This window comes from Halorubrum sp. FL23 (assembly GCF_052439115.2).
Lineage (GTDB): Archaea > Halobacteriota > Halobacteria > Halobacteriales > Haloferacaceae > Halorubrum > Halorubrum persicum.
In genome coordinates this window covers 116,836-141,411 of the sequence record NZ_JBQVRO020000002.1, presented here as the reverse complement: position 1 = coordinate 141,411, position 24,576 = coordinate 116,836, and the positions used below count along the sequence as shown (strand labels likewise).

The 24,576-nt window shown below is 70.5% G+C and carries 25 protein-coding genes and 1 tRNA gene; 14 read left to right on the top strand and 12 right to left on the bottom strand.

Annotation, left to right across the window (positions count from 1 at the left end):
• The first annotated feature begins 3 nt into the window (after positions 1–3).
• From ACT4MF_RS02775 to ACT4MF_RS02750, 6 genes are all read left to right on the top strand, one after another.
• Entirely contained in the window at positions 4–771 is a 768-nt protein-coding gene (locus ACT4MF_RS02775; RefSeq protein WP_444681674.1) for a DUF5803 family protein, read from the top strand.
• A 68-nt stretch (positions 772–839) separates the two neighbouring features.
• Positions 840–1,535: a competence/damage-inducible protein A gene (locus ACT4MF_RS02770; RefSeq protein WP_099256441.1), complete on the top strand. Its 696-nt coding sequence runs from the start codon at positions 840–842 to the stop codon at positions 1,533–1,535.
• 221 nt (positions 1,536–1,756) lie between these two features.
• Positions 1,757–2,899 (top strand): ATP-NAD kinase family protein, encoded by a 1,143-nt coding sequence (locus tag ACT4MF_RS02765; RefSeq protein ID WP_444681673.1) that lies wholly within the window; start codon positions 1,757–1,759, stop codon positions 2,897–2,899.
• Between the two features lie 208 nt (positions 2,900–3,107).
• Positions 3,108–5,330, top strand: a complete 2,223-nt coding sequence (locus tag ACT4MF_RS02760) for a CDC48 family AAA ATPase (RefSeq protein ID WP_444681672.1) — start codon at positions 3,108–3,110, stop codon at positions 5,328–5,330.
• A gap of 77 nt (positions 5,331–5,407) precedes the next feature.
• Entirely contained in the window at positions 5,408–5,941 is a 534-nt protein-coding gene (locus ACT4MF_RS02755) for a DUF5815 family protein (RefSeq protein WP_099256438.1), read from the top strand.
• 143 nt (positions 5,942–6,084) lie between these two features.
• Positions 6,085–6,300 (top strand): hypothetical protein, encoded by a 216-nt coding sequence (locus ACT4MF_RS02750; RefSeq protein ID WP_444681671.1) that lies wholly within the window; start codon positions 6,085–6,087, stop codon positions 6,298–6,300.
• Between the two features lie 24 nt (positions 6,301–6,324).
• Here the strand turns inward: ACT4MF_RS02750 and ACT4MF_RS02745 are convergent, their stop codons facing one another.
• Positions 6,325–7,362 carry a S66 family peptidase gene (locus ACT4MF_RS02745; protein ID WP_444681670.1) on the bottom strand — a complete coding sequence of 346 codons (1,038 nt, stop codon included), beginning with the start codon at positions 7,360–7,362 and terminating at the stop codon, positions 6,325–6,327.
• A 158-nt stretch (positions 7,363–7,520) separates the two neighbouring features.
• Here ACT4MF_RS02745 and carB point away from each other — a divergent pair, with 158 nt between their 5' ends.
• Positions 7,521–10,742 (top strand): carbamoyl-phosphate synthase large subunit, encoded by a 3,222-nt coding sequence (gene carB / locus ACT4MF_RS02740; RefSeq protein ID WP_444681669.1) that lies wholly within the window; start codon positions 7,521–7,523, stop codon positions 10,740–10,742.
• Between the two features lie 33 nt (positions 10,743–10,775).
• On the opposite strand, the gene ACT4MF_RS02735 is transcribed toward carB, so the two are convergent.
• On the bottom strand, positions 10,776–11,345 hold the full coding sequence (locus ACT4MF_RS02735) for a nitrous oxide reductase accessory protein NosL (protein WP_099256434.1): 570 nt from the start codon (positions 11,343–11,345) through the stop codon (positions 10,776–10,778).
• Between the two features lie 105 nt (positions 11,346–11,450).
• Here ACT4MF_RS02735 and ACT4MF_RS02730 point away from each other — a divergent pair, with 105 nt between their 5' ends.
• The 3 genes from ACT4MF_RS02730 to ACT4MF_RS02720 are packed head-to-tail and all read left to right on the top strand — an operon-like array spanning position 11,451 to position 15,263.
• Positions 11,451–13,592 carry a NosD domain-containing protein gene (locus ACT4MF_RS02730; protein WP_444681668.1) on the top strand — a complete coding sequence of 714 codons (2,142 nt, stop codon included), beginning with the start codon at positions 11,451–11,453 and terminating at the stop codon, positions 13,590–13,592.
• Positions 13,585–14,403: an ABC transporter ATP-binding protein gene (locus ACT4MF_RS02725; RefSeq protein ID WP_444681667.1), complete on the top strand. Its 819-nt coding sequence runs from the start codon at positions 13,585–13,587 to the stop codon at positions 14,401–14,403. Before ACT4MF_RS02730 ends, ACT4MF_RS02725 begins: the two co-directional genes overlap by 8 nt.
• On the top strand, positions 14,400–15,263 hold the full coding sequence (locus ACT4MF_RS02720; protein WP_444681666.1) for a copper ABC transporter permease: 864 nt from the start codon (positions 14,400–14,402) through the stop codon (positions 15,261–15,263). The genes ACT4MF_RS02725 and ACT4MF_RS02720 overlap by 4 nt, the downstream gene beginning before the upstream one ends.
• A gap of 134 nt (positions 15,264–15,397) precedes the next feature.
• On the opposite strand, the gene ACT4MF_RS02715 is transcribed toward ACT4MF_RS02720, so the two are convergent.
• Positions 15,398–15,745: a DUF7471 family protein gene (locus tag ACT4MF_RS02715; protein WP_444681665.1), complete on the bottom strand. Its 348-nt coding sequence runs from the start codon at positions 15,743–15,745 to the stop codon at positions 15,398–15,400.
• 113 nt (positions 15,746–15,858) lie between these two features.
• On the opposite strand from ACT4MF_RS02715, the gene ACT4MF_RS02710 reads away from it, so the two are divergent.
• Entirely contained in the window at positions 15,859–16,362 is a 504-nt protein-coding gene (locus ACT4MF_RS02710; RefSeq protein WP_099256429.1) for a winged helix-turn-helix transcriptional regulator, read from the top strand.
• A 104-nt stretch (positions 16,363–16,466) separates the two neighbouring features.
• Positions 16,467–17,129, top strand: a complete 663-nt coding sequence (locus ACT4MF_RS02705) for a DJ-1/PfpI family protein (protein WP_444681664.1) — start codon at positions 16,467–16,469, stop codon at positions 17,127–17,129.
• Between the two features lie 36 nt (positions 17,130–17,165).
• Here ACT4MF_RS02705 and ACT4MF_RS02700 read toward each other — a convergent pair whose 3' ends face one another.
• The 8 genes from ACT4MF_RS02700 to ACT4MF_RS02665 all read right to left on the bottom strand — a co-directional run bounded on the left by ACT4MF_RS02700 (position 17,166) and on the right by ACT4MF_RS02665 (position 21,301).
• The gene (locus ACT4MF_RS02700; protein ID WP_444681663.1) at positions 17,166–17,639 is read right to left on the bottom strand and encodes a universal stress protein; all 474 of its coding nucleotides are present in this window, start codon (positions 17,637–17,639) and stop codon (positions 17,166–17,168) included.
• 72 nt (positions 17,640–17,711) lie between these two features.
• Entirely contained in the window at positions 17,712–18,014 is a 303-nt protein-coding gene (locus ACT4MF_RS02695) for a hypothetical protein (RefSeq protein WP_444681662.1), read from the bottom strand.
• Entirely contained in the window at positions 18,011–19,312 is a 1,302-nt protein-coding gene (locus ACT4MF_RS02690) for a helix-hairpin-helix domain-containing protein (RefSeq protein WP_444681661.1), read from the bottom strand. Before ACT4MF_RS02690 ends, ACT4MF_RS02695 begins: the two co-directional genes overlap by 4 nt.
• Positions 19,309–19,701 (bottom strand): hypothetical protein, encoded by a 393-nt coding sequence (locus ACT4MF_RS02685; RefSeq protein ID WP_099256425.1) that lies wholly within the window; start codon positions 19,699–19,701, stop codon positions 19,309–19,311. Before ACT4MF_RS02685 ends, ACT4MF_RS02690 begins: the two co-directional genes overlap by 4 nt.
• The gene (locus ACT4MF_RS02680) at positions 19,691–20,221 is read right to left on the bottom strand and encodes a hypothetical protein (RefSeq protein WP_444681660.1); all 531 of its coding nucleotides are present in this window, start codon (positions 20,219–20,221) and stop codon (positions 19,691–19,693) included. The genes ACT4MF_RS02685 and ACT4MF_RS02680 overlap by 11 nt, the downstream gene beginning before the upstream one ends.
• A gap of 139 nt (positions 20,222–20,360) precedes the next feature.
• On the bottom strand, positions 20,361–20,888 hold the full coding sequence (locus ACT4MF_RS02675; protein WP_099256423.1) for a hypothetical protein: 528 nt from the start codon (positions 20,886–20,888) through the stop codon (positions 20,361–20,363).
• Between the two features lie 25 nt (positions 20,889–20,913).
• Positions 20,914–21,054 carry a hypothetical protein gene (locus ACT4MF_RS02670; protein ID WP_444681659.1) on the bottom strand — a complete coding sequence of 47 codons (141 nt, stop codon included), beginning with the start codon at positions 21,052–21,054 and terminating at the stop codon, positions 20,914–20,916.
• A gap of 173 nt (positions 21,055–21,227) precedes the next feature.
• Positions 21,228–21,301, bottom strand: a tRNA-Tyr gene (locus ACT4MF_RS02665).
• A gap of 140 nt (positions 21,302–21,441) precedes the next feature.
• On the opposite strand from ACT4MF_RS02665, the gene ACT4MF_RS02660 reads away from it, so the two are divergent.
• Positions 21,442–22,299, top strand: coding sequence for a hypothetical protein (locus ACT4MF_RS02660; RefSeq protein WP_444681658.1), 858 nt, complete (start codon positions 21,442–21,444; stop codon positions 22,297–22,299).
• Between the two features lie 284 nt (positions 22,300–22,583).
• Positions 22,584–23,168 (top strand): NAD(P)/FAD-dependent oxidoreductase, encoded by a 585-nt coding sequence (locus ACT4MF_RS02655; RefSeq protein ID WP_444681657.1) that lies wholly within the window; start codon positions 22,584–22,586, stop codon positions 23,166–23,168.
• Positions 23,169–23,212: 44 nt separating this feature from the next.
• Here the strand turns inward: ACT4MF_RS02655 and ACT4MF_RS02650 are convergent, their stop codons facing one another.
• A complete protein-coding gene (locus tag ACT4MF_RS02650; protein ID WP_444681656.1) occupies positions 23,213–24,445 on the bottom strand; it encodes an FAD-dependent oxidoreductase in 1,233 nt (410 codons plus the stop codon).
• Positions 24,446–24,576: the final 131 nt, after the last annotated feature.

The following is a 24,576-nucleotide window of genomic DNA, read 5'->3' as shown; positions in this document are numbered from 1 at the left end:
CCCGTGAACCGACGTTTCGCCCTCGCGATCGCGGTCGTCGCGCTGTTGGCCGTCAGCGCCGGCTGTCTCACTTACGTCAACGACGGCGGCGACGTCGCGAACGAGACGCTCGACGCCGAGCCGCCCCACGCGTACGACTTCCAGACCGACCGCGACGCGGCGATCAACCTGTCGACGGGGACGCAGTACACCGTCGTGTACAACGTCTCCGGCGTCGACGAGATCCGGTTCTATCGGCAGACCCCGTACGCGGGCGACCAGCCGTTCGAGTTCGAGGCGTTCCGGTACCAGTACGCCGACGGCGAGGTGGTCAACGGGACCGAGTTCCGCGCTCGCGGCGGCGAGATCGAGCGCACCCCCGACGAGACGTGGGTCCGGTTCGGCGAGGAGATGGAGGGCGGACGGATGGCCCTCTCGGCGACGGGGTCGCCCCGCCGGTTCTCCACGCTCACCTACGTCGAGGGGTCGTACGCGGTGACGCTGCCGCCCGGGTTCAGCACCGATATGCCGATCGTCGGGCACGTGTCGCCGCGCGCCCACGAGATCGAGACGGTCGACGGCCGCGACCGGATCACGTGGGACTCCGTCACGAGCGGGTCGGTCGTGGTCCAGTCGTACCGGGAGACCGACCTGCTCGTCTTCGGGGTGATCCTCGTGATCGCCGCGATCGCCGCGATCGTCGGGACCGCGTACTTCCGGCGACAGCTGGAGACGCTCCGCGAGCGACGCCGGCAGATGGGGTTGGGCGTGAACGAGGACGACGAGGAGTAAGCCGACCGCCGGCGGGGGCCGCCCCGTCGACTGACGCCCTTTTTCAGTGCGCGACGCCTTGTGCGGGTATGGACGCCGCAATCGTCACCGTCGGGGACGAGCTCCTCGTCGGCGATACCGAGAACACGAACGCGACGTGGCTCTGCGGCCGGCTCGCCGACCGCGGCGTGACGGTCCGTCGGGTGACGGTCGTCCCCGACGAGGTCGGCGAGATCGCGCGCGTCGTCAACGAGTACCACGCCGAGTACGACGCCGTGCTCGTCACCGGCGGGCTCGGACCGACACACGACGACGTGACGATGGAGGCGGTCGCGGCCGCCTTCGGACGCGACCTCGCCGCCAACGACCAGGCCGCCGACTGGCTCGCGGAACAGGGGTACAGCGCGGACGACCTCGTCGCCGAAACGACCCACCTTCCGACCGGCTGCCGGCCCCTCTCCAACGAGGCGGGGGTCGCGCCCGGCGCGGTCGTCGAGTCGGTGTACGTCCTGCCGGGCGTCCCGACCGAGATGAAGGCGATGTTCGAGTCGGTCGCCGAGGAGTTCGAGGGGACCCGGACCCACACCGTCGTCGTCGACGTCGACGAGCCGGAGAGCGCGCTGTTAGAGCGGTTCACGGAGCTACAGGAGGCGTTCGACGTGAGCGTCGGATCGTATCCCGGCGAGAGCGTCCGCGTGAAGATCACGGCGACGACCGCCGACGAGGCCGAGCGCGCCGCCGAGTGGGTGCGGGAGCGCTCCGTGTTGGTCGACGCGGAGAACTGAGCCCAGAACGCGGGGATCTAGCGGTAGAGGTACGCGAGCCACATCGCGGTGACGACGAGGCTCGCGACGAGCACGGCGGTGGCGGTCGCGTCGATCGGGAGCGGCTCGACTGGGGCGGCTTCCAGGATCATGGTTCGCGCTTGTTCTGGGGGCATCTTAAGTATTGATTGTCCCGCGGCGAGACGCGGCCCGCTTAAGGGCTCGCCGCCGAACGTCCGGACATGCACGTCGGATTCGTGGTGAACCCGGTCGCCGGGATGGGCGGTCGCGTCGGGCTCAAGGGCACCGACGGGAAGGTGGCGGAGGCGGTCGCCCGCGGCGCGGAACCCCGCGCCCCCGACCGCGCGCGTCGGGCGCTGGATCGGCTCGCGGCGATCGCGTCCGCGGGGCGCGTCACGACCGCCGCCGACCCCATGGGTGAGCGGCTGGTCCGCGACGCCGGCTTCGAGCCGGTCCGCGTGATCGACCCGTTCGACGGCGCGGCGCCCGACGCCACGGAGACGACGGCCGAACACACCGCGCGCGTCGTCGAGGGGTTCGTCGGCGGCGCCGGGTCAGACTCCACGGGCGAACCAGCGCCCGCGGACGCTCCAGAGCCCGTGGACCTGGTCCTGTTCGTCGGCGGCGACGGCACGGCGACCGACGTGGCGACGGCGTTGGAACGGACCGGATCCGCGGTCCCGATGCTCGGCGTCCCCGCCGGCGTGAAGGTGTACTCGTCCGTGTTCGCCGTCTCGCCCGAGGACGCCGCCGAGGTCGCGGCCTCCTTCTCCCGCACCGAGCGCCGCGAAGTGATGGACATCGACGAGGACGCCTACCGCGAGGGGGAGGTCCACCCGGAGCTCCGCGCGGTCGCGCGCGTCCCGGTCGCCGACGACCTCCAGTCGTCGAAACAGACCGCAAGCGGGACCGTCGAGTCGCTGGCGGAGGGGGTCGCGGACGACATCCGCGCCAGCGACGGAGCGAGTGTCACCTACGTGCTCGGTCCGGGGTCGACCGTCGGCGCGATCAAGGAGGAACTGGGCTTCGAGCCGTCGCCGATCGGCGTCGACGTGTGGCGCGACGGCGAGGTCCTCGTCCGGGACGGGACCGAGGCGGAGATTCTCGACGCGCTGGGCGAGGAGAACGTGATCGTCGTCTCGCCGATCGGCGGGCAGGGGTTCGTCTTCGGTCGCGGGAACCCGCAGCTGTCGCCGGCGGTGATCCGTCGGTGTGACCTGCGGATCGTCGCCTCGCGGACGAAGCTCGACGACGTGCGGGCGCTCCGGGTCGACACCGACGACCCCGACCTCGACGCCGAGCTCGCGGGGTGGGTGCGCGTCCGCGTCGGCAAGTTCGAGACGCGGATGATGAAGATCGCCTGAGGCAGAAACCCGGCGCCCCGGCGCGCTCGGCGAAGACGGCGAAAACCCGCCCATGCGACGGCGTTTTAAATACGGGTGTCATACCATGCTATATGATGGCACAGATCGCCGGGCCCCCCGCATCGCTCGGGGGAACCGGCGGCGTCGACAGGGGCAACAGGCTTATTCCCGAACCGGGTGCAGTTACGGATAACCCCCGCGAGGAACCATGAACGAAGTCCAACTCGAAGTGGCGAAGGCGTACCCGAACGACTCGGGGCGCGGCATCGCCCGACTCGACCCCGACACGCTGTTGCACCTCAAGCTCTCGCCCGGCGACATCATCGAGATCGAGGGCGCGGAGACCACCGCCGCGAAGGTCTGGCGCGCGGACCGCCAGGACTGGAACACCGACACCGTCCGCGTCGACGGGTTCACCCGCCAGAACGCGGACGTGGGCATCGGCGAGCGCGTGACGATACGGAAGGCGGAGGCCGAGAAGGCCGACAAGCTCGTGTTGGCCCCGCCCGAGGAGGCGTCGGTCCAGTTCGGCTCCGACGCCGCCGGCATGGTGAAACGCCAGATCCTCAAGCGGCCGGTCGTCGAGCGCGACATCGTCCCCGTGATGTCGTCAACGAACCACCCGTTCATGCGGTCGCCCGGACAGGCGATCCCGCTGATCGCGGTCGAGACCGAGCCCGACGGCGTCTGCCTGATCACCGAGGACACCGAGGTCGAGCTCCGCGAGGAGCCGATCTCCGGGTTCGAGAAGACGGGCGGCGGGATCACCTACGAGGACATCGGCGGCCTCCAGTCGGAGATCCAGCGCGTCCGCGAGATGGTCGAGCTGCCGATGAAACACCCGCAGATCTTCTCGAAGCTCGGGATCGAGCCGCCGCAGGGCGTCCTGCTCCACGGCCCGCCGGGCACGGGGAAGACCCTGCTCGCGAAGGCGGTCGCCAACGAGACCTCGGCGTCGTTCTTCTCGATCGCCGGGCCGGAGATCATCTCGAAGTACTACGGCGAGTCCGAACAGCAGCTCCGGGAGATCTTCGAGGACGCGAAGGAGGAGAGCCCGAGCATCATCTTCATCGACGAGCTCGACTCGATCGCGCCCAAGCGCGAGGACGTGACGGGCGAGGTCGAGCGCCGCGTCGTCGCGCAGCTCCTGACGATGATGGACGGGCTCGAAACCCGCGGTCAGGTGGTCGTCATCGGGGCGACCAACCGCGTCGACAGCGTCGACCCCGCGCTCCGCCGCCCCGGGCGGTTCGACCGCGAGATCGAGATCGGCGTCCCCGACGAGGTGGGCCGCAAGGAGATCCTCCAGATCCACACCCGCGGGATGCCGCTCTCGGACGACGTGAGCCTCGATCACCTCGCGGACGAGACCTACGGGTTCGTCGGCGCCGACATCGAGAGCCTCACCAAGGAGGCCGCGATGAAGGCGCTCCGGCGCTACCTCCCCGAGATCGACCTCGACGACGAGGAGGTCCCGCCGAGCCTGATCGACCGGATGATCGTCAAGCGCGACGACTTCTCCGGGGCGCTGACGGAGGTGGAGCCCTCCGCGATGCGCGAGGTGCTCGTCGAGCTCCCGAAGATCTCGTGGGACGACGTGGGCGGGCTCTCCAGCGCCAAAGAGCAGGTGCAGGAGTCGGTCGAGTGGCCGCTCACCTCGCCCGAGAAGTTCGATCGGATGGGCGTCGACGCGCCGAAGGGCGTGCTGCTGTACGGCCCACCCGGCACCGGGAAGACGCTGATGGCGAAGGCGGTCGCCAACGAGACGAACGCGAACTTCATCTCGGTCAGGGGGCCGCAGCTGCTCTCGAAGTGGGTCGGCGAGTCGGAGAAGGCGATCAGACAGACCTTCCGGAAGGCCCGGCAGGTGAGCCCGACCGTCATCTTCTTCGACGAGCTCGACAGCCTCGCGCCGTCGCGCGGCCAGGAGATGGGGAACAACGTCTCCGAGCGCGTCGTCAACCAGCTGCTCACCGAGCTCGACGGGTTAGAGGAGATGGGCGACGTGATGGTGATCGGCGCCACCAACCGCCCCGACATGATCGACCCCGCGCTGCTGCGCTCGGGCCGGTTCGACCGGCTCGTGATGATCGGGCAGCCGGATCAGGAGGGCCGCGAGCAGATCCTCGACATCCACACGCAGGACACGCCGCTCGCGCCCGACGTGAGCCTCCGCGAGATCGCCGAGATCACGGACGGCTACGTCGGCTCCGACCTGGAGGGCATCGCCCGCGAGGCCGCCATCGAGGCGCTGCGCGACGACGACGACGCCGAGGAGGTCGAGATGAAACACTTCCGGCGCGCGATGGAGTCGGTGCGCCCCACGATCACCGACGACATCCTCTCGTACTACGAGGAGGTCGAACAGCAGTTCAAGGGCGGCAGCGGCAACGCGATCCGCGACACCGGCGGCAAGATCGGGTTCCAGTAGATCGGGCCCGCGCGCGCAGCGACCCGCTCCCCGTCTCGTTCCGCGTCTTTTAACCCCGACAGCGACCAACGACGGGTATGTCCCAGCCGCGCGTCCCCGGCGGTGACGAGAACTCGCTGGAGCTGCCGTGCGGACAGACGATCGCGGCCGGCGAGCTGGACCTGGGGATGCGCGAGTTCGAGTGCGACTGCGGCGAGACGCACGCGGTCGTGATGGACGTGCATCCTCCGGAGCGGTTCCTCCCGGACTTCCTCGTCGAGGTGCTCCGCGAGGCGATCGAGACCACGAGCGAGGAGATGCCGGAGTTCGACACGCCCCACCTCCTCGGCGTCGTGTTAGAGGAGTTCCCGGAGGCCGTCGTCGCGTACGACGCCAGCGAGAACGCCGACGTGGGGTACGCGATGGCGTGGGTGACCGACTTCGACTCGCGCCGGCTCCACGAGATCGTCGTCGAGCTCGTCGTCGAGCTGATGGAACACGCCGTGAGCCACGCCGACGACGACGAGGCGCTCTCGGCGTTCGAAGCGGAGATGGTCGAGTTCGACGTGAGCGAGTTCGTCGAGCAGTACCGCGCCGAGCGCGACCTCGAGGCCGAGGACCCGTACGCCTGAGCGCGGCCCCCCGGCGCCGGTCGAACCCGGCTGCCGATCGGTGCTCAAACCGCCGAGAACGAGCCGCAGAGCGCTCCTGTCAGACGAATGTCCGACTCTTGTCTCACTGAACCCTATATGTCCGGGGACCGTACGTAAGACGTATGAGCACCGGTGAATACGACCGGTACGACCGAATCCGCGGCGTGCTCGCCGAGGCCGAGGAGCCGCTGACGGCGCGGGAGATTCTCGCGCTCGCCGGCGAGTGCGAGGAGATCGACAGTCCCCACCGCGTCGCCACGGTGCTTGGCCGGTGGGCCGAACGCGGCGACGTCGAGGTCATCGCGGACCGGCCCTACCGGTACCGACTGGAGACTTGAGGGCCGTTCGAGGGGTACGCGGGGTCACCCCGACTCGAACCGCAGGGCGCCGTCAGCCGGGTCGAGCGTCGCGACAGCGCCGAGGGGAAGCGGGAACGACGGGTCGGTGTGGCCGAAGTCGTAGCCGAAGCCGGCGGCCGCGTCCGGCGCGTACCGACTGAGCTCGCGAGTGACGACGCCCCTCAGTTCCGCGGGGTACTCGTCGGGGTCCGGGTCCCACGCCAGCGGCGGGGCGTTCGTCCGCGGCCGACCGACGAGGACGCCGTCGAACCGCGACAGGAGCCCGCGCTCGCCCATCGCGCGGAGCGTGTAGCCGACCTCGCGCGGCGGCGGGACGTCCTCGGACGTCTCCAGCGCGAGGACGGCGCCGTCGAGTCGCTCGGGGTCCGGGAGGTATCGATCCGTTTGGAGGTGCCACTTCAGTATCGCGAAGGAGCCGCCCCACACCCGACCGCCGACCGGTTCATCGGGGGCGGCGGCCGGACCGACCCACGTCGTCGGCCCGGAGTTTTCCCGCCACGTCCGCGGCTCCCGCGTCTCGAAGTCGAACCACTCGTCGGTCCACTCCGGGGCCGGTTCGACCGCTCCGATCGACTCCTCGAACAGCGCGCGCCTGAGGTACCGCTCGGTGTAGGGACTGAGCTCGGCGTCACAGACGAGGTCGGGGTGGACGCCGAGCCCATAGCTGACGATCCCGCGATTCCACAGGAACAGCCGGAGGTTGTCGCTGTCGCTGTAGCCGAAGAACCGGGTCGGGTTCGCGGCGAGGATTTCCCCGTCCAGATGCCGCAAGACCCGTATCTGGTCGTCGCCGCCGGTGTACGCCATGACGGCGCCGATCGATGGATCGGCGAACGCCTCCTCGATGTCGGCCGCCCGCGCCGCGGGTGACGCCGGCTCGTCGCGGTCGGGGTCCGCGGTCGGGAGCACGCGCGTCTCGACCCCGAGCGCGGCGAGTCGCTCGCGGCCGACGCGGAGCCGCGTCGCGTCGGCGGGTCGGGAGGGCGCCACGACCGCGAGGGCCTGGTCGTCGTCGAGCGCCGGTGGCGTGGTGAACTCCATCGCGGCGTACTGCGGCCGGCGCCCAGATAAATCGGCCGCGTTCGTGTCACGATGTATCACTCACCATGGGCAGGACTACCTTGCGAAAATCGCAAAGTCGCTGCGAGATTCGTATTCTATCGCCGACCTTATTACGATGAGCGCACTCGGTCGCGGTAATGAGCGAGGACCGGACCATACTACTCATCGGTAGCGGACCGATCCAGATCGGACAGGCGGCCGAGTTCGACTACTCCGGCGCGCAGGCGTGCCGCGCCCTCCAAGAGGAGGGAGCGCGGGTCGTCCTGGTGAACTCGAATCCGGCGACGATCATGACCGACCCGGAGACCGCGGACCGGGTGTACATCGAGCCGATCACGCCGGAGGCGATCTCGGAGGTCATCCGGATCGAGGAGCCCGACGGCGTCATCGCGGGGCTGGGCGGCCAGACCGGGCTCAACGTCACCGCCGAGCTCGCCGAGGAGGGCATTCTGGACGAGTTCGACGTGGAGGTCATGGGGACGCCGCTCGACACCATCTACGCGACCGAGGACCGGGACCTGTTCCGCCAGCGGATGGAGAACCTGGGCCAGCCGGTGCCGAAGTCGACCACCATCTCGCTGGACGAGGGCGAGTCGGTCACCGACTTCGACGAGGCGGCGCTCCGTGAGCGCGTCCAGGGGGCGGTCGACGCGGTCGGCGGGCTCCCCGTTATCGCCCGGACGACGTACACGCTCGGCGGCTCCGGCTCGGGCGTCGTCGACGAGTTCGAGGAGCTCGTCGAGCGCGTCCGCAAGGGCCTCCGGCTCTCGCGGAACAGCGAGGTGCTCATCACCGAGTCCATCGCGGGCTGGGTCGAGCTGGAGTACGAGGTGATGCGGGACGCCGACGACTCCTGTATCATCATCTGCAACATGGAGAACATCGACCCGATGGGGATCCACACCGGCGAGTCGACGGTCGTCACCCCCTCGCAGGTGATCCCCGACGACGGGCATCAGGAGATGCGCGACGCCGCGCTCGAAGTGATTCGGGACCTCGGCATTCAGGGCGGCTGTAACATCCAGTTCGCGTGGCACGACGACGGCACTCCCGGCGGCGAGTACCGCGTGGTGGAAGTGAACCCGCGCGTCTCCCGCTCCTCCGCGCTGGCTTCGAAGGCGACCGGCTACCCGATCGCCCGCGTGACGGCGAAGGTCGCGCTCGGCAAGCGGCTCCACGAGATCGACAACGAGATCACCGGGGAGACGACGGCCGCGTTCGAGCCCGCCATCGACTACGTGGTGACGAAGGTGCCGCGCTGGCCCATCGACAAGTTCGACGACGTGGACTTCGAGCTCGGGACCGCGATGAAGTCCACCGGCGAGGCGATGGCCATCGGCCGGAACTTCGAGGAGAGCCTGCTGAAGTCGCTCCGGTCGTCGGAGTACGACCCGGCGGTCGACTGGGAGGCGGTCGACGACGACGCCTTGGAGAGCGAGTACCTCGAGCGCCCCTCGCCGGACCGCCCGTACGCGATGTTCGAGGCGTTCGACCGCGGCTACACCGTCGCGGACATCGAGGAGCTGACCGGGATCAAGACGTGGTACCTCGAACGGTTCAAGCGCGTCAGCGACTCCGCGCAGACCGCCCAGAACGGCGAGTTCGCGCAGGCGGCCACCGCGGGACACACGAACGCCGACATCGCGGCGCTCGCCGGCGGCGGGACCGACGTCGACGCCGTGGAGGCCGACGTTCCCGGCCGGACGTACAAGCAGGTCGACACCTGCGCGGGCGAGTTCGCCGCCGAGACCCCGTACTACTACTCCGCGCGCCAGGCCGAGTTCGAGCGCGGGCCGCTGAAGGGGGACGCCGCGGCCGGTGAGCTGGTCGTCGACAAGAGCGTCGACAGCGTGGTCGTCGTGGGCGGCGGCCCGATCCGGATCGGGCAGGGCGTGGAGTTCGACTACTGTTCGGTTCACGCGATCCAGGCCCTCCGCGAGCTCGGCATCGAGGCGCACGTCGTCAACAACAACCCCGAGACGGTGTCGACCGACTACGACACCTCCGACGGGCTGTTCTTCGACCCGATCACCGCCGAGGAGGTCGCCGACGTGGCCGAGGCGACCGGCGCCGACGGCGTGATGGTCCAGTTCGGCGGGCAGACGTCGGTGAACATCGGCGAACCGCTGGAAGACGAGCTCCGGCGCCGCGGGCTCGACTGCGAGATCATGGGGACGAGCGTCGAGGCGATGGACCTCGCCGAGGACCGCGACCGCTTCAACGTCCTGATGGACGAGATGGGCGTCGCGCAGCCGAAGGGCGGAACCGCGACGAGCGAGGCGGAAGCGCTCGAGCTGGCCCACGACATCGGCTACCCGGTGCTCGTGCGACCCTCCTACGTCCTCGGCGGACGCGCGATGCGGGTCGTCGAGAGCGACGCGGAGCTCGAAGAGTACATCGAGGAGGCGGTCCGGGTTTCGCCGGACAAGCCGATCCTCGTCGACCAGTTCCTCGACGACGCGGTCGAACTGGACGTCGACGCCGTGGCGGACGGCGAGGACGTGCTGCTCGGCGGCGTGATGGAACACGTCGAGAGCGCGGGCGTCCACTCGGGCGACTCCGCCTGCATGATTCCGCCGCGCTCGCTCGACGACGAGACGCTCGGCCGGGTCCGCGAGGTCACCGAGGACATCGCCCGCGCGCTCGACACGGTCGGCCTGCTCAACGTCCAGCTCGCGGTGACGGGCGTCGGCGACGACGCCGAAAGCGAGGTGTACGTGCTGGAGGCGAACCCGCGCTCCTCGCGGACGGTCCCGTTCGTCTCGAAGGCGACGGGCGTTCCCATCGCGAAGCTCGCGGCGAAGGTGATGACCGACGACCTCTCGCTCTCCGACCTCGACGCCGACGAGCAGATCCCGGAGCACCGCAGCGTGAAGGAGGTCGTGCTCCCGTTCGACCGCCTGCCGGGCTCGGACCCGCGGCTCGGCCCGGAGATGAAGTCGACCGGCGAAGTGATGGGGACGGCCCGCTCGTTCGGCAAGGCGTACGACAAGGCGCAGGACGCGACGAACAAGCCGATCCCGGAGTCCGGCACCGCCGTCGTCGACCTCTCCGCCGACGAGTTCCCAGACCCGGACACCGAGGCCGGCGAGGCGCTCGTCGCGGGGTACGCCGAGCACTTCGAGCTGAGCGAGGCGACGGACCTGATCGAGGCCGCGAAGCGCGGCGAGATCGACCTCATCGTCTCGCGCCAGCGCGAGCTGCTCGAGGTCGCGGTGGAGGAGGAGATCACCTACTTCTCGACGCACGCCTCGGCGAAGGCGGCGCTCGAAGCCATCGAGCACAAGGCCGACGACCTCGACGTGATGGCCGTCTCCGACCGGCCGAAGCGCGTCGAGAAGTGGGGCGCCGCGGAGTAGTCCACGGACGACGTTCGCGATTCGCGGCGGGCCTTACAGCGCCTCGAGCGTCGAGCGCTCGACGTCTTCGGCCGGCATCGGTTCGCCGCCGTACTCGTCGACGAACGCGTCGACGTCGTCGTCGTCGCTGAACGGGATCAGCTCGGGCCCCATTGCGCCGACGACCTCGCTGCGCGCGACGACCGTCAGTTCGGTCGTCTGCGAGAACGCCTCGCTCTCGACGTGCGAGGAGAACATCGTGTCGGACCCCTCCTTGAACACCTCCTGATCGACGAGCGAGTAGTCGGTGAGGAACGTCGCCAGCGGGGTCCGTCCCGCGTCCTCGGCGTCGAACCGGTAGGTGTAGGTGCAGGTGCTGCTGCAGAACTGCCCCGGCCGCCCGCCCTCCGGCTCGTCGTCCTCGAAGTGGACCTGCCCGACCGGGCCGGGGTGGTCCTCGATGATCATGCCGCACTGGTCGCACGCGCGCTCCCCGTCGAGCGAGATCGGTGTGATAGACGCGCTCTCGTCGCCGAGACAGCCGGCGGCGGCGAGCGAGAGCCCCACACCGACTCCGGCGAGCAGCCGCCGACGCGACGCCGACGGGCGCTGGTGTTCAGTCATGCGTAATAGTTACGAAACAACCGTATTAGCTCCTCTGGACCGATTCAGGCTGCCGTTCGAGGAACAAACCAGATCGGCTAAACCCCAGTAGGTTGAACGTACGCCGTGGCAGTTTTCGACCCGTACGGCGATCCGCCTCGGGCGCTCTGGATCGCGCTCGGCGTCCTCCTCCTCGTCGCCGTCGTCGCGACGGCCGGGGCGTTCGCCGCCGACCCCGAGGCCGCCGCGCCCTCGCCGGTCCCCTACGACGACGTGGTCGAGCTCGGGCTCTCCTCCGAGACGGACGCGCTGATGACCGGCTCGGCGCGGATCCCGCGGACCCAAGTCTTCTACTCGCAGCTGCAGTACGTCGTCGGGTACAACGGCGTCGAGTCGTTCGCGGCGGCCCTCGAGGACGGCCAGACGGAACGGCAGTTCGGCTACCCGATCGCCGCCTACGTCGAGACGTTCGACGACGCGCGGCCCGAGACGACCGAGACCGGCCTGTTCGAGTCCGAGTCCGGCGGCGAGTGGACGCCGGCGGCGGCGGCGCTCTACGTCGTCGAGAGCGACGCCCGGAGCCCGGCGGGCGAGACGATCGTCCCCTTCCGCGAGCGGGGCGCCGCCGAGGCGTTCGCGGCCGACCACGGCGGGCGGGTGGTCGACTGGGAGACGGTCCGGCGCCTGTCGTTCGACACAGACTCGGCGGCGACGGTGCGGGCGATGGCTCCCGCGCGGTGGGACGCCGCCGACGGGCGGATCGCGGCCGCCGAGCGCCGCGCCGACCGACCGGTCTCGGTCGTCGTCGGTGAGGACGCACCGACGATCGGGGCGGCGGTCGCCGCCGCGCCGCCGAACACGACGGTCGTCGTCCCCGCGGGCACCTACGACGAGACCCTGACGGTGAACGAGTCGGTGACGATCGCCGGCGAAGACGCGCGGATACGCGGCGACGGCAACGGCTCGGTGATCACGGTGCGGGCGCCCGACGTGGCGATCACCGGGATCACGGTCGCCGGAAGCGGGGGGGAGACGCGCGACCCGGAGGCGGCGCGCGCGGGTCGCGAGAGGGAGGGTGAAAGCGAGGTGTGGGACACCAACATCCAGCTCGGCTACGGCCACGGAGACGCCGGGATCCGCGCGATCGGCGCGCCGGGACTCGTCGTCGACGACGTGACGGTCGAGGCGAACGCGAGCGGGATACTCCTCCGCGAGGGCTCCCACGCGGTGATCCGGGATCTCCGCGTGAACGGGACGGAGGAGTGGCAAGACGGATTTATGGGGATCACGGGGATGCAGTCGCGGGTGACGGTGACGGACAGCAGGTTCGAGGGTGGCCGCGACGGCATCTACCTCCACCGCGCCGACGGCTCGGTCGTCCGGAACTCCACGTTCACGGACAACCGCTACGGGGTGCACCTCATGTACACGAGCGACGCGCTGCTCGCCGACAACGCGTTCCGCGACGAGCTGTACGCCGGTATCACGGTGATGACGCGGCCGTCGGGCAACGCGATCGTCGGCAACGACGTTCGGAACTCCAGCGCGGGGGTCCAAGCCTCGGGGACCCGGGCGTACATCGGGTACAACACCCTCGTCGGCAACGAACTCGGCTTCTCGACCAGCTCGCGAGGGTCGCTGTACGAGCGCAACGTGGCCGCGAACAACGACCTCGGGGCGCGCGCGACCACGGTGGTCCCGTCGAGCCGGGTCGTCGCGAACGACTTCGTCGGGAACGCGGAGCACGCGACCGCCGGCGCGGGCGCGCTCCGCGTCTGGGCCGACGGCGACCGCGGGAACTACTGGGAGGGGGCGAACGTCGGTCCCCACGACCCCGGCGAGCGCGCGTATCGCCCCACCTCTCCGGTCGACGGCGCGCTCCACCGGCACGTCGCCGCCGTCGCGGTGCGCGAGTCGCCCGCGGTCGCCCTCCTCGACCGCCTCCGCGGGACCGTCCCCGGCGCGCGCTCGGGAAGCATCATCGACCCGGCGCCGGCGGCGGCGCCGTACTCGCCGGAGAGGCTCGACGCCGCGCTCGCCCCGAATGCGGGCCCGGCCCGCGCCGACTGGCGCACGGAACTGGCCGACCAGCGGGGGGACAGAGACGAGGACGCAGCCATGAACGCACGCCATCGCAACGCGACGGGCGGGGGTATCGGGCCGGAAACGAAGCGCGTCGCCGCCGAGACCGCATCGGCAGGCGCCGGCGCGCGCACGTCGGTTATCGACGCTCACACCGCGGCGACGGAGGGGGCCGCCGATGCCTGACGAGCCCGTCTCGACCCTCTCGGATGTCACCCGGACGTACGGGGGCGTGCCGGTGCTGGACTCGATCTCGCTCGCGATCGATCCCGGCGTTACCGCCGTGATCGGCCCGAACGGCTCCGGGAAATCGACCCTGCTCCGGCTGCTGGTCGGCGCGACGGCGCCGACCACCGGCGAGGTCCGGCACCCCGGCGCGACCGGCCCGAAGCCGATCGGCTACCTGCCACAGCGGGTGCCGTTCCGCGACGGGTTTACGGCTCGCGAGACGCTCGCGTTCTACGCCCGACTCGTCGGCGACGACCCGGACGCGGCGCTGGAGCAGGTCGGGCTCGCCGACGCCGGCGACAGGCGCGTCGAGGCGCTCTCGGGCGGGATGCGACGCCTGCTGGGGATCGCGCAGGCGGTCCTGGGCGACCCGACCCTCGTCGCCCTCGACGAGCCGGCGAGCGGTCTCGATCCGGGGATGCGCGAACGCGCCTTCCGCGCGGCGGCCGAGCGGGCCGACCGCGACACGGCCGTCGTGATCTCGTCGCACGCGCTCGACCTCGTCGACGACCACGCCGACCGCGTCGTGCTTCTCCGCCGCGGGGGCGTCGCCGCCGCCGGGGCGGTGGACCGCCTGCTCGACGACCACGCTGTCGACGACGTGAGCGGTTTGTACCGCGCCGTGACGGCGGCGGAAGCGCGGACCGGCGCCGAGCGATCCGACGAGGAGGGCGGTGACGGCGACGGGGACACGAGGAGCGACGAGGAGGAGCGTGACGGCGACGATGCGGAGCCGGACGTTCACGTCACGGGGGTGTCGGAGCGATGACCGGACCGCTCATCGGGGTCGCAACGGTGTTCCGGCGCGAACTCGCGACGGTGGTCCGGACCCCCGGCTACGGCGTGCTGGCGGTGGGGCTGCTCGCCGCCGTCGGCGGCCTCCTCGCGGCGGGCGGCGGGGGCGCCACGGGATTCGTGCCGGCGATCGTCGACCTGCTCCTCCCGACGGAGGCGCTCGTCCCGCTCGCCGCGGTGGTGTTGGGCTACCGCTCGCTGCTCGCCGACGGCGCGAGCGGGGAGCTCGCGGTGATCCGGACGTATCCGGTGCGCGTCGGCGAGTACGTCGCGGGAGTGTTGCTGGCGCGGACGGTCGCGCTCGTCGGGGTCGTCGGCGCTCCGTACGCCGCGGTCGGCGTCGGGGTCTGGCTGACCGCGGCGCCGGACACGGGCATCTTCGCGACCCACACCGGTATCGACTCGCCGCTGCTGTACCTCCGGTTCCTCGCGTTCGTCCTCCTGTTGGGCGCGGCGTACGTGTCGCTCGCGGCCGCGGTCTCCGCGCTCGCCGCGAACCGCCGGAGCGCGATCGCGCTCGGGGTCCTCGCGCTGGTCGCGGGGGTGCTCGGCGGCGACCTCCTCCTGCTCCGCTCGCTCGGTGCCGGAGCGTCTCCGGCGACGATCCCGGGATCGCTCGCGCTCACGCCGAACGGGGCGTTCCGTGGGCTCGTCTTCGAACACGTGATCGGCGTCGCCTTCGCGCCGGAGGGCGAGTTCATCGAGACGGGCCGCGCGGTCGGCTCGCTCGTCGGCTGGACGCTCCTCGGCGCCGTCGTCGCGGGTACAGCGTTGGCGTACGGGAGCCAGGTCGATGCGGCCATCGAGCGCGTTCGCAGCGGGATCGGGGACTGAGAGCGACCCTCCCGGCTTCTCTCGGTCGTCTCGGCCTCCCCCGATCGCTTCGGCTACCCTCGATCGCTCCGACTACCCTCGATCGTCCCGATTCCACCGGCCCTCCGATCACTCCGATCCCACCGCCTTCCTACTCACTTTGAGGCGGCGTCGTCGCCGACGGAGCCCGGAGCGTGCGCGTACACCGCGTAGAGGACGACCGCGGCGATCAGGAAGTCGAGGCTGTGTTCGAGGAAGTGATGAACCGGCATCGGCACGACGCCGAGAACGGTGCCCGCGCCGACGACCGACCGGCCGAGCAGCGCGCCGACGGCGACGCTGATGAGCGCGTACTGCCCGCTCCGACGGCGGTGGTACGCGACGAGGCTCACGAGAAAGAGGACCCCGGTGCCGAGGCCGGCGACGGCCACGACGGCGAGCAGCGGTAGCGACCCCTCTACGCCCCACCCTCCGGCGGTCGCGCTCGCAAGGATCGGATTCACGCTGTCGACTCGTAAGGCAGCGAGCGATAAGAATACATCCCCGGACGCTCCCGCTCGAAGAGAACGCGCGCGGCGGTTTTAAACAGCGCCCCGGTAGATCGGGGTGAGCACCCATGCCGGACACCAGATCCCGGGTCCGCCGACACGTCCGCGACACGCCGGGCGTCCACTTCAACCGGGTGAGCCGCGACCTCGACATCGCCACCGGACAGGCGCAGTACCACCTCCGACGGCTCGTCCGGGACGACGAGGTCGCGGTCGAGCGGATCGGCGGGCGCGCTCACTACTTCGACCCGTCCTTCGACCCGTGGGAGCGGCGGGCGCTCGCCTTCCTCCGGCGGGAGACCGCTCGCGGGATCCTCGTCCGCCTCCACGCCGGCGGCCCGACGCGGCCGGCGACGCTCGCCGACGACCTCGACCTCGCGCGCAGCACCGTCTCGTGGCACGTCTCGAACATGGTCGAACGCGGGATCATCGAGAAGTCGGATGACCGACCCATGCGGCTCTCGCTCGCGCGGCCCGAGCAGACCGCGGCGCTGCTCGACGAGGTGTCGTCGTCGCTCCCGGATCGGATCGTCGACCGGTTCATCCGGACCGTCGACAGCCTGTTCGAGTGATCGGGTCGCCCTCGGTTGCCGACGGGGGCGATCGCACGGCTTCCGCCGGGAGCGACGGAATCCGGGGAAACGCCCATGACGACGGGGCGCGTAGGTCGGCGACAGTGCACATCGACATTCTGCTGTACGACGGGTTCGACGAGCTCGACGGAATCGGCCCGTACGAGGTGTTCGACTACGCGCTCGGCTACGCCGCGGAGGCGGCGAGCGGCGATGCGGACGGCGCGACCGCCGCCGAGCGACCCGGGCGCGTCCGGTACGTCACCCTCGACGAGCGCGAGTGGGTCACCGCGAGCCACGGGACGCGGGTCGGCGTCGACGGGGTACTCCCGGATCCGGACGGCGGCGACGCACCCGACCTGCTCGTCGTCCCCGGCGGTGGCTGGTCCGCGCGCAACGAGGACGCGAGCGCCTGGGCGGAGGCGCAGAAGGGCGACGTACCGCGCGCGCTCGACGAGTACCACGCCGCCGGCGTCCGCACCGCAGCCGTCTGTACCGGCGCGATGCTGCTCGCGGAGGCGGGCGTCACCGACGGCCGGCGTGCGGTCACTCACGCCTCGGCCGTCGACGAACTCCGCGAGTCGGGTGCCGCGGTGGTGGACGCGCGCGTCGTCGACGACGGCGACCTGCTCACCGCCGGCGGGGTGACCTCGGGGATCGACCTGGCGCTGTACCTCGTCGAGCGGGAGTTCGGCGAAGCGATCGCCGACCGCGTCGCGACCGTCATGGAGTACGAGCGCCGCTACGAGATCGCCGACACGGAGTGAGCCGGAGCGGAGCGCGGGCCGCGCCGGCGGGGCCGGTCAGTCGCCGCCGTCCTCGGGGAGCGGCGGGTCGTCGGCGCCGTCGCCGGCCTCGTTTGTCGTGGTGTCGCCGTCTGCGTCGACCGTGATGACGGTGCAGTCGAGCTCGTCGCGGAGGTACGCGTCGATGTCGGGGTCGGAGAGGAGTTTCTGCACCATGCGCCGCCACCGACCGGCCTGCTTCGAGCCGATGACGACCACGTCGGCGCCCTCGGCGACGACCTCTTCGAGGATGGTCTCCTCGACGAGGAACCCCCGGCGGACGACGTACCGCGCGCGGTCGAGCCGGCCGATCCGCTCTTCGACGGCCCGTTTCAGGTCGCTTCGGGAGACCCCACCGGAGTTCTGGTAGAGGTCAACGTGGAGGATCGTCAAGTCGGCGTCGCGCTCCTCGGCGACGCGAACGGCCTCCCGCAGCGTCGCCTCCGAGTGTGACGACGGCGGGAACCGGACCGGCACCACGACGAGAGTCATGTCCGGAGGGTTGCGGACGGAGGATGAATACGCTGTCGGTGCGACTGACGCGACTGAGAATCGGAGGCGCCGTCACCCCATCGGGGCGCCCGTGACCGCCGCGAACTGCTCCGGATCGAACCGGATGCCGCCGACGGTGTCGATCCACGGGAGCCGACCGAGTCGCCGGGCGCGGCCGTGCGGGAGGCGAACGATGGCGAACCCCGACAGATGGTGGAGCACGAGCCGACCCGCCGTGCCGACCAGCCCGAGCAGTCCGGTAACGAACGCCTCGTGGGCGACCCCGTCCCGCCGCTTCACGAAGAAGAACCCCTCCGACTCGGGGTCCGGTCCGGCGACCTCGATGGACGCACCGAACCGCTCCGCGACGCTCATCGGTCACCCGCCATCCGGGTCGCTTCCTCGATCCACCCCTCGGTCCGGCTCGTCGACGCACGGGTGATGTCGGCGACGACCTCCGGGTCGAGTGCGGCCAGCTGGGCGACGTTTCTGACGCCCTCCTCGCGGAGTCGGTCCGCGTACGTCGGCCCGATCCCGGACACCTCTTCGAGCGCGACCGACTCGCCGCGGGCGCCGAGCCGCTTTTGGAGCGCGGCGATCTGCTCGACCGGTAGCGACAGCTCCGCCGCGATCGCCTCCGGATCGAGCGAGACCAGCGATTCGAGGTCGGTCACGCCCGCGCGGCGGAGTCGCTCGACCACCGCGGCGCCGTTCTCCGGGGCGACGTCGATGATCGCCCGTCTGAACGCCTCCATGCGGGCCCGCTCGTCTTCCGGCTCGGGCGACTCCGCGGGGGCGGTGTCGTCGTCCGGGTCCGGGGTCGGCGCCGCGTCGGACTCGTTCGGAGAGTCGGGGTCGCTCGGTGACTCCGATTCACCGGATGAATCCGGTTCGCCCGATGCGCCTGTCTCCCCGTCCGATGTTCCTGCCTCCTCGCTCGACGCCGCGGAGAGCACGAGATCGACCGGCGCTCCGGGCTCGGCGACCGCGTAGGGGTCGGGGAACTGCTCGACGACGGTGCCCGGTGGGGTCGCCGGCTCGACGACGCGCTCGACCACGCCGACGGACAGATTGGCCGCGGCGAGCCGGCGCGCCGCGGTCTCGTGCGACAGCCCCCCGAGGTCCGGCACGTCGCCGTACGTCGTCGCGGCGTCCTCGGGCTCCCCCCGCGGCGCACGCAGTCGGAAGGAGACCTCGCTGAGATTCGCCGACGCCGACGACTCGTCCAGCGACGGCAGGTGCATCCGGATCCCCTCGTCGGTCTGGATCACGTTCGTCTTGAGCGTGAAGTCCACGTCGTCGACGCGGTAGCGCTCGCTCTGCAGGTCGTCGTCCACCTCTTGGAGCGCCGCGCCGAGGTTCGAGAAGACCTGCTTCGGCTCCATCGCCGGGCGCTGCGCCTCCAGCTCACCGACGCGTTCTCGGAGTGCCTCCCGCTGTGCCTCGACCTTCGAGAGCCGGCGCTCCAGGGCGGTCCGCTCGCTTTGAACCGCTAACACGTCGGTCTGCAGGCGAACGAGCGACTCCTGTTGGTCCGTGACCAGTCGCTCGACCGCCGCCCGCTCGACCGTCTCGAACTTGGCGGCGTCGACCTGCGGTAGCTCTTCGAGCTGGAACGTCTCCGCGAATCGCGCCGTGTCGGCGTTGAACGCGGAGCGGTCGCGATCGCTCATGGGTTACGGGACTCCGGCGGGACGGGGGCGATGCGGAGCCGCACCTCGCTGGCGATCTCGGCGTCCACGTCGTACTCGTCGCTGACGCGGTGGTTCAGCGGAACGGCGGTCACGGTCGGCTTGTACGCGCGGACCTCGTTGGTCTCCGGATCGCGGACCTCCTGCCCCTCGATCGACAGCGTCATCTCCAGGTCGGCTTCCACGTCGGCGAACCTGAGCCACGACGCGTCGAGGTCGTACGCGAGGCTCCCGTCTTCGATGTCGCGTTCGATCGACCGCTGGACGGCCATCGACCGGCGGTCGAGCTCCTCTTGCCCCTCGGCGACCGAGAACGCGACCGTCCGGATGAACTCCTTGAGCGGTCGCGCAAGCCACTCGTCAGTCGGCACGTTCGCCTCCGTCGGCCCCGTCGGTCGCTGACCCCGTCTCCGCGGATCCGGTCGCCGCCGGCATCGGGGTGGGTTCGAGCCGCGTTGTGAGGCGGGCGTTCGCGCCGGCCTCGCGGTCGACGGTCCGGCGATCGATCACGGACTGCGTGCCCGCTCTGAGACCGAATCCCCCCGCGGCACGCTCGAATTCCGGTTCGGTTCGGTCCGACTGACTGCGTTCGGTGGTGCGAACGTCGACCTCGACTTCGATCGTCGCGTCGCTGAACTGGTACCGGGCAGGCGTCAGTCCGACGTCGAGCAGGGATCGCCGCTCCGCCGTCGCGGTGTCCGGCGTGACGGTTCCGTCCGGCGTGACCGTTCCGTCCGGCGCGACGGTGCGAGTCAGCGTCGGCGCGACGTCGACCTCCGTCTCTGCGAGCGTCGTGAGCGTCTCCGCGGCGTGGGCGTCGAGCGCGGTCTGGGCGTCGGCGACGCCCTCCGCGAGCAGGTAGACGAGGTCGTCGAACGGGAGGTCGGCCACCTCCCGTCGGCCCGACCGAGCGGGGGCGATACTGCGCGGTGGTAGGTGATGTGCTCGTAATGGCATGGGTCTGGGTGCCGCACTCCGTCCGCCGTGCGGATGCGTGCGGAGACGCACGCGCGGAGCGCGGCGGGTCCGATCACTCCGTCTCCTCGTCGTCGGTCTGTCGCTGGTCGACGGTCTCGACCTCCGGGAAGAGGTACGGCGGCTCCGGGACCGGAACCAACGTGGTCTTCAGCTTGCTCGTCCCGTGGACCTCCTTGCCGAACTTCCGGTTGTGGCTCACGTCGGTCTGGATGCTCCCGCCCCACAGGCCGAACCCCGCGTGCGCCTCGGCGCTGACGTCGATGTTCGTCTCGCGCTCGCTCGTCGTCTTGATGTCCATCTCGACCTCGATGATCGCCTCCGAGAACTGGTAGAAGGTCGGGAACAGCCCGGCCTGCAGCAGCGAGACGTCGATCGGTGTCGCGGAGGAGTAGGTGACCTCGCCCTGCGAGTCGATCGTGCGCGTGATCGCCGGCACGACCTCGATCTCCGTCTCGGCGAGGATTTTCGCCACCTCGACCGAGTTCATGTCCAACTGGTTCTGTGCGTCCGCGATACCCTGACCCATACTCGCGATCATCTCAGGGAACGGTACGTCGAGTAGCTCCTGTCCTACAGACATTCTTAACTAATTAACGTAATAGATATTAAATAGGTATGTAAGAAATTGGAGAACATGTTGCCGGTTTTGCAGAGCAATCGATCCGCTCGCGCTCGATCTCGACCGAGTCGCCTTCCACGTCGACAGCGATCGCGATCTCCTCGTCGCTGTCGCGCTCGGCACTCATGCCGCACCTCCTTGCACTACAAAATTCGCATGACTGCGAAGGGGGCCGTTACGAACCTCGTTGCACTCCGATTTTTCGGGGCGTCTTCTGAAAACGCAGACTCCCGTCTCACGTCTTCTGAAGTCTAAGAACGCTAATTCCGGTGTACACCCGGAATCAACGGTTAATTTCAGTCCGCCCTCCCCGAATTGAACGGGGGACAAGTCGATCTACAGTCGACTGCTCTACCAAGCTGAGCTAAGGGCGGTTACCGTATTCTACCCGCCGGATTCGACTTAAGGGTTCCCTTTCAAACCGAGTGTGATCCGCAGTACCGCGGACGGCTCGGTGCCCCGCGCCACCCCCGTCTCGCGCGGTTTTTAAGTCGTTCGCGGCGGGAGCGAGGGTATGGCTGACGGCGACGACAGACAGGCGACGTTCGGGTCGGACGGGAGCTTGGAGACCGACACGACGCCGGACGCGACCGGCGAGAACGACTTCGGCGAGGAGAAGGCGGCCAACGAGACCGACGGCGGCTACAGCCGGTACGTCGTCTCCAGCCTCCTCCAGAAGGCGGTGCGCCGCTCCGACGAGGAGGTCGCCGCGTGGGCCGCGTGGGAGCTGGCCCGCTCCGGCTACGCGTGGAACCTCTGGGACCGCCTGAACCTCTACGTCGTCGAGGACCTCCGCGCGGGCAGCGACGTGGCGCTCACGATCGAGCGCTACGAGGAGCTCGCCACCGAGCGCTGGGAGCCCGCCGAGTGGAAGGGGCGGCTCTGCGCGATCCACGCCGCGCTGGCGGCCGCCCGCGCTCGCTCGACGCGGGAGGCCTCGAACGCGGACGCCTACTTCTCCGCCGTCGCCGAGGTCCGCGCCGAGGCCCGCGAGCGCGGCGAAGCGCCCGCCCACGACTTCCCGGTCGGGGATCTCCAACCGGAGGGCCGGTTCGACGCGGTGTTCGACGGCCACACCGGCGAGGGGGCGCGGCGCGACCGCGGGACGCACTTCTTCAAGACCCACGGCGCTCGGGTCGGTCCGGAGGGCGAAGACGACCAGAGCGCGCGCTGGCAGCGCCTCGCGATGCTCCTCGACGACGAGACGGGCTACTCGCCCGACGATCTCGACCGCGCCGTCGAGCCGGTGGACCCCGAGAACCCGTGGGACGGCGGCGGCGAGGAGCCCGAACCGGACGCGTCCGATGCGGACGATTCGAACGAAGACTCCGGATCGGACGCGTCCGGTTCGCTGTCCGACTTCTCCGAGTAACGCCGCCGCCTCGTGGCCTCTCGACCCCGCTACGGTCGTCCCGCGCTCCGCGCCGACAGTCCCGCGGCGGCGACGAGCGCGAGCACGCCGGCGGCGACACGGCAGAGACGCAGCGACCGGGCGCGCCGGGAGGCCCGAGCGGCGCCGGTCGCAGTGCGCCCCGACGCACGGACGGGGGTCGGACGCACACCATCGGTGAGGCGTGCAAACACCTTCGGCTCGGCGTGTCCGTGCCGATGACCGCTTTCACCGGTCCTTATCACCGTGGGCACGTTAGACGCTGTATGGCAGATGTCGCAATCGTCGGCGGCGGACCGGCCGGGCTCAGCGCGGGACTGTTCGCGGGCAAAAACGGGCTCGACGCGGTCCTGTTCGACACCGACGACACGTGGATGCATAAGGCGCACCTGTTCAACTACCCCGGAATCGGCTCGGTCGGCGGCAGCGAGTTCCTCGCGACCGCCCGACAGCAGGCCGACGACTTCGGGGTCGATCGGAAGCAAGACGAGAAAGTGACCGGGGTCGAAGCGGACGGCGACGGCTTCCGCGTGACGACCGAGGCGGGCGAGTACGAGGCCGACTACGTCGTGCTGGCGACGGGCGCGAGCCGCGACCTCGCCGAGTCGCTCGGCTGCGAGTTCGACGGCGACCTCGTCGACGTCGGCGTCTCGATGGAGACGAGCGTCGAGGGCGCGTACGCGACCGGCGCGATGGTCCGCGCCGAGGAGTGGCAGGCGGTCATCTCGGCCGGCGACGGCGCCGCCGCGGCGCTCAACATCCTCTCGAACGAGAAGGGCGAGCACTACCACGACTTCGACGTGCCCGACACCGCGACATCGGTGTTCGGCGGCCTGATCGACGACGAGTAGCCGGGAGCGACCCCGCTGTTCCTCCGGAACCTCCGTTCCGTTTTTCAATCGTCAGCCGCGGCGTCGACGACCCCGGAATCGGTCGGGTTCGCTCCGCCGTACCGCTCGACGAGCGCGTCGAGTTCGGCCGGGTCCGCGGCGCCCGGCAGCCGCTCGTTCGCGGTCCGGCACCGCTCGTCGACGCCGAGCCGCTCGCAGACGGCGTCGCTCGTCGCTTCGGCCATCTCTCGGTAGGTCGTCAACTTCCCTCCGACCACAGTGTGAAGGTTTCGTACGCCCTCGTCGGCGTGGTCGATGACGCTGAACCCGCGAGAGATGCCCCGCCGGTCCGAACCGGCCTCGTCGGGCGCGTACAGCGGGCGGACGCCCCACCAGGTCCTGACCGTCGGCGCGTCGGCGACGGCGGGGAGCATCGCCGCGCACTCCTCGACCGACCGCTCCACCTCCCAGTCGGCCCGCTCGTACTCGTCGGGGTCGTCGACCGAAACGCTCGTCGTGCCGAGCACGGCCTCCCCCTCGTGGGGGACGACGATGTCGCCGTCGCCGGGGTCGCGACACCGGTTCAACACCGGGTCGAGCCCGTCGTACTCGACGGAGATCATCACGCCGCGGCTCGGCGCCATCCCGACTTCGACGCCGGCCATCTCCGCGATCCGGTCGGCCCACGCCCCCGTGGCGTTGACGACGTGGTCCGGTCGGAGCACGGTGTCGACCTCGCCGCCGAGACGGACCGCCGACACCGCGCCGTCGCTCGCCTCGATGCCCTCGACGGGCGCGTCGACGTGGACGGTGGCCCCGTGTCGCTCGGCGTCGGCCGCGTTGGCGGCGACCAGCCTGGACGGGTAGATGACGCCGTCGGGCACCCGAAACGCCGCTTCGGCGTCCTCGGACAGGCCGGGGACGAGCGCTCGCGCCTCGTCGGCGTCGAGCCGCTCGGTCTCGATCCCGATCTCCTCGCAGGCGGCAAGTTTCTCCTCGAAGTAGTCCGGATCGTCGCCAGCGAGGCGGACGAACAGCCCGCCGGTCTCGCGGACGCACGCCCCGGCGATCGCACGGAGCGTCCGGTTCTCGCGGAGACACTCCTCGGCGCCGGGCGCGTCGGCCTCCGCGTAGCGGGCGCCGCTGTGGAGGAGTCCGTGCGACCGGCCGGAGGTCCCGCTCGCGAGTCCGCCGCGGTCGACGAGCGTCACGTCGACGCCGCGGAGCGCGAGGTCCCGGGCGACGCCCGCCCCGGTCGCCCCGCCGCCGATAACGAGGACCGCTGGGTCGTCGCTCACGGCCGATCACCCGCGAGCGAGCCCTCGTCGTGCGGACGGTCGACGCCGGCTAATGTCCCTCGTTGTCTCATGACAGAGGTTGCGGCTACGCACACTTGAGGCTGCCGTCGGCGCAGAACGGAAAGCGGCGA

Coding starts and splice junctions, on each gene's coding strand:
- ACT4MF_RS02770 (WP_099256441.1), top strand. CDS start 840: ATGGACGCCGCAATCGTCACCGTCGGGGACGAGCTCCTCGTCGGCGAT.
- ACT4MF_RS02765 (WP_444681673.1), top strand. CDS start 1,757: ATGCACGTCGGATTCGTGGTGAACCCGGTCGCCGGGATGGGCGGTCGC.
- ACT4MF_RS02760 (WP_444681672.1), top strand. CDS start 3,108: ATGAACGAAGTCCAACTCGAAGTGGCGAAGGCGTACCCGAACGACTCG.
- ACT4MF_RS02755 (WP_099256438.1), top strand. CDS start 5,408: ATGTCCCAGCCGCGCGTCCCCGGCGGTGACGAGAACTCGCTGGAGCTG.
- ACT4MF_RS02750 (WP_444681671.1), top strand. CDS start 6,085: ATGAGCACCGGTGAATACGACCGGTACGACCGAATCCGCGGCGTGCTC.
- ACT4MF_RS02745 (WP_444681670.1), bottom strand. CDS start 7,362: ATGGAGTTCACCACGCCACCGGCGCTCGACGACGACCAGGCCCTCGCG.
- carB (WP_444681669.1), top strand. CDS start 7,521: ATGAGCGAGGACCGGACCATACTACTCATCGGTAGCGGACCGATCCAG.
- ACT4MF_RS02735 (WP_099256434.1), bottom strand. CDS start 11,345: ATGACTGAACACCAGCGCCCGTCGGCGTCGCGTCGGCGGCTGCTCGCC.
- ACT4MF_RS02725 (WP_444681667.1), top strand. CDS start 13,585: ATGCCTGACGAGCCCGTCTCGACCCTCTCGGATGTCACCCGGACGTAC.
- ACT4MF_RS02720 (WP_444681666.1), top strand. CDS start 14,400: ATGACCGGACCGCTCATCGGGGTCGCAACGGTGTTCCGGCGCGAACTC.
- ACT4MF_RS02710 (WP_099256429.1), top strand. CDS start 15,859: ATGCCGGACACCAGATCCCGGGTCCGCCGACACGTCCGCGACACGCCG.
- ACT4MF_RS02700 (WP_444681663.1), bottom strand. CDS start 17,639: ATGACTCTCGTCGTGGTGCCGGTCCGGTTCCCGCCGTCGTCACACTCG.
- ACT4MF_RS02695 (WP_444681662.1), bottom strand. CDS start 18,014: ATGAGCGTCGCGGAGCGGTTCGGTGCGTCCATCGAGGTCGCCGGACCG.
- ACT4MF_RS02690 (WP_444681661.1), bottom strand. CDS start 19,312: ATGAGCGATCGCGACCGCTCCGCGTTCAACGCCGACACGGCGCGATTC.
- ACT4MF_RS02675 (WP_099256423.1), bottom strand. CDS start 20,888: ATGTCTGTAGGACAGGAGCTACTCGACGTACCGTTCCCTGAGATGATC.
- ACT4MF_RS02670 (WP_444681659.1), bottom strand. CDS start 21,054: ATGAGTGCCGAGCGCGACAGCGACGAGGAGATCGCGATCGCTGTCGAC.
- ACT4MF_RS02660 (WP_444681658.1), top strand. CDS start 21,442: ATGGCTGACGGCGACGACAGACAGGCGACGTTCGGGTCGGACGGGAGC.
- ACT4MF_RS02655 (WP_444681657.1), top strand. CDS start 22,584: ATGGCAGATGTCGCAATCGTCGGCGGCGGACCGGCCGGGCTCAGCGCG.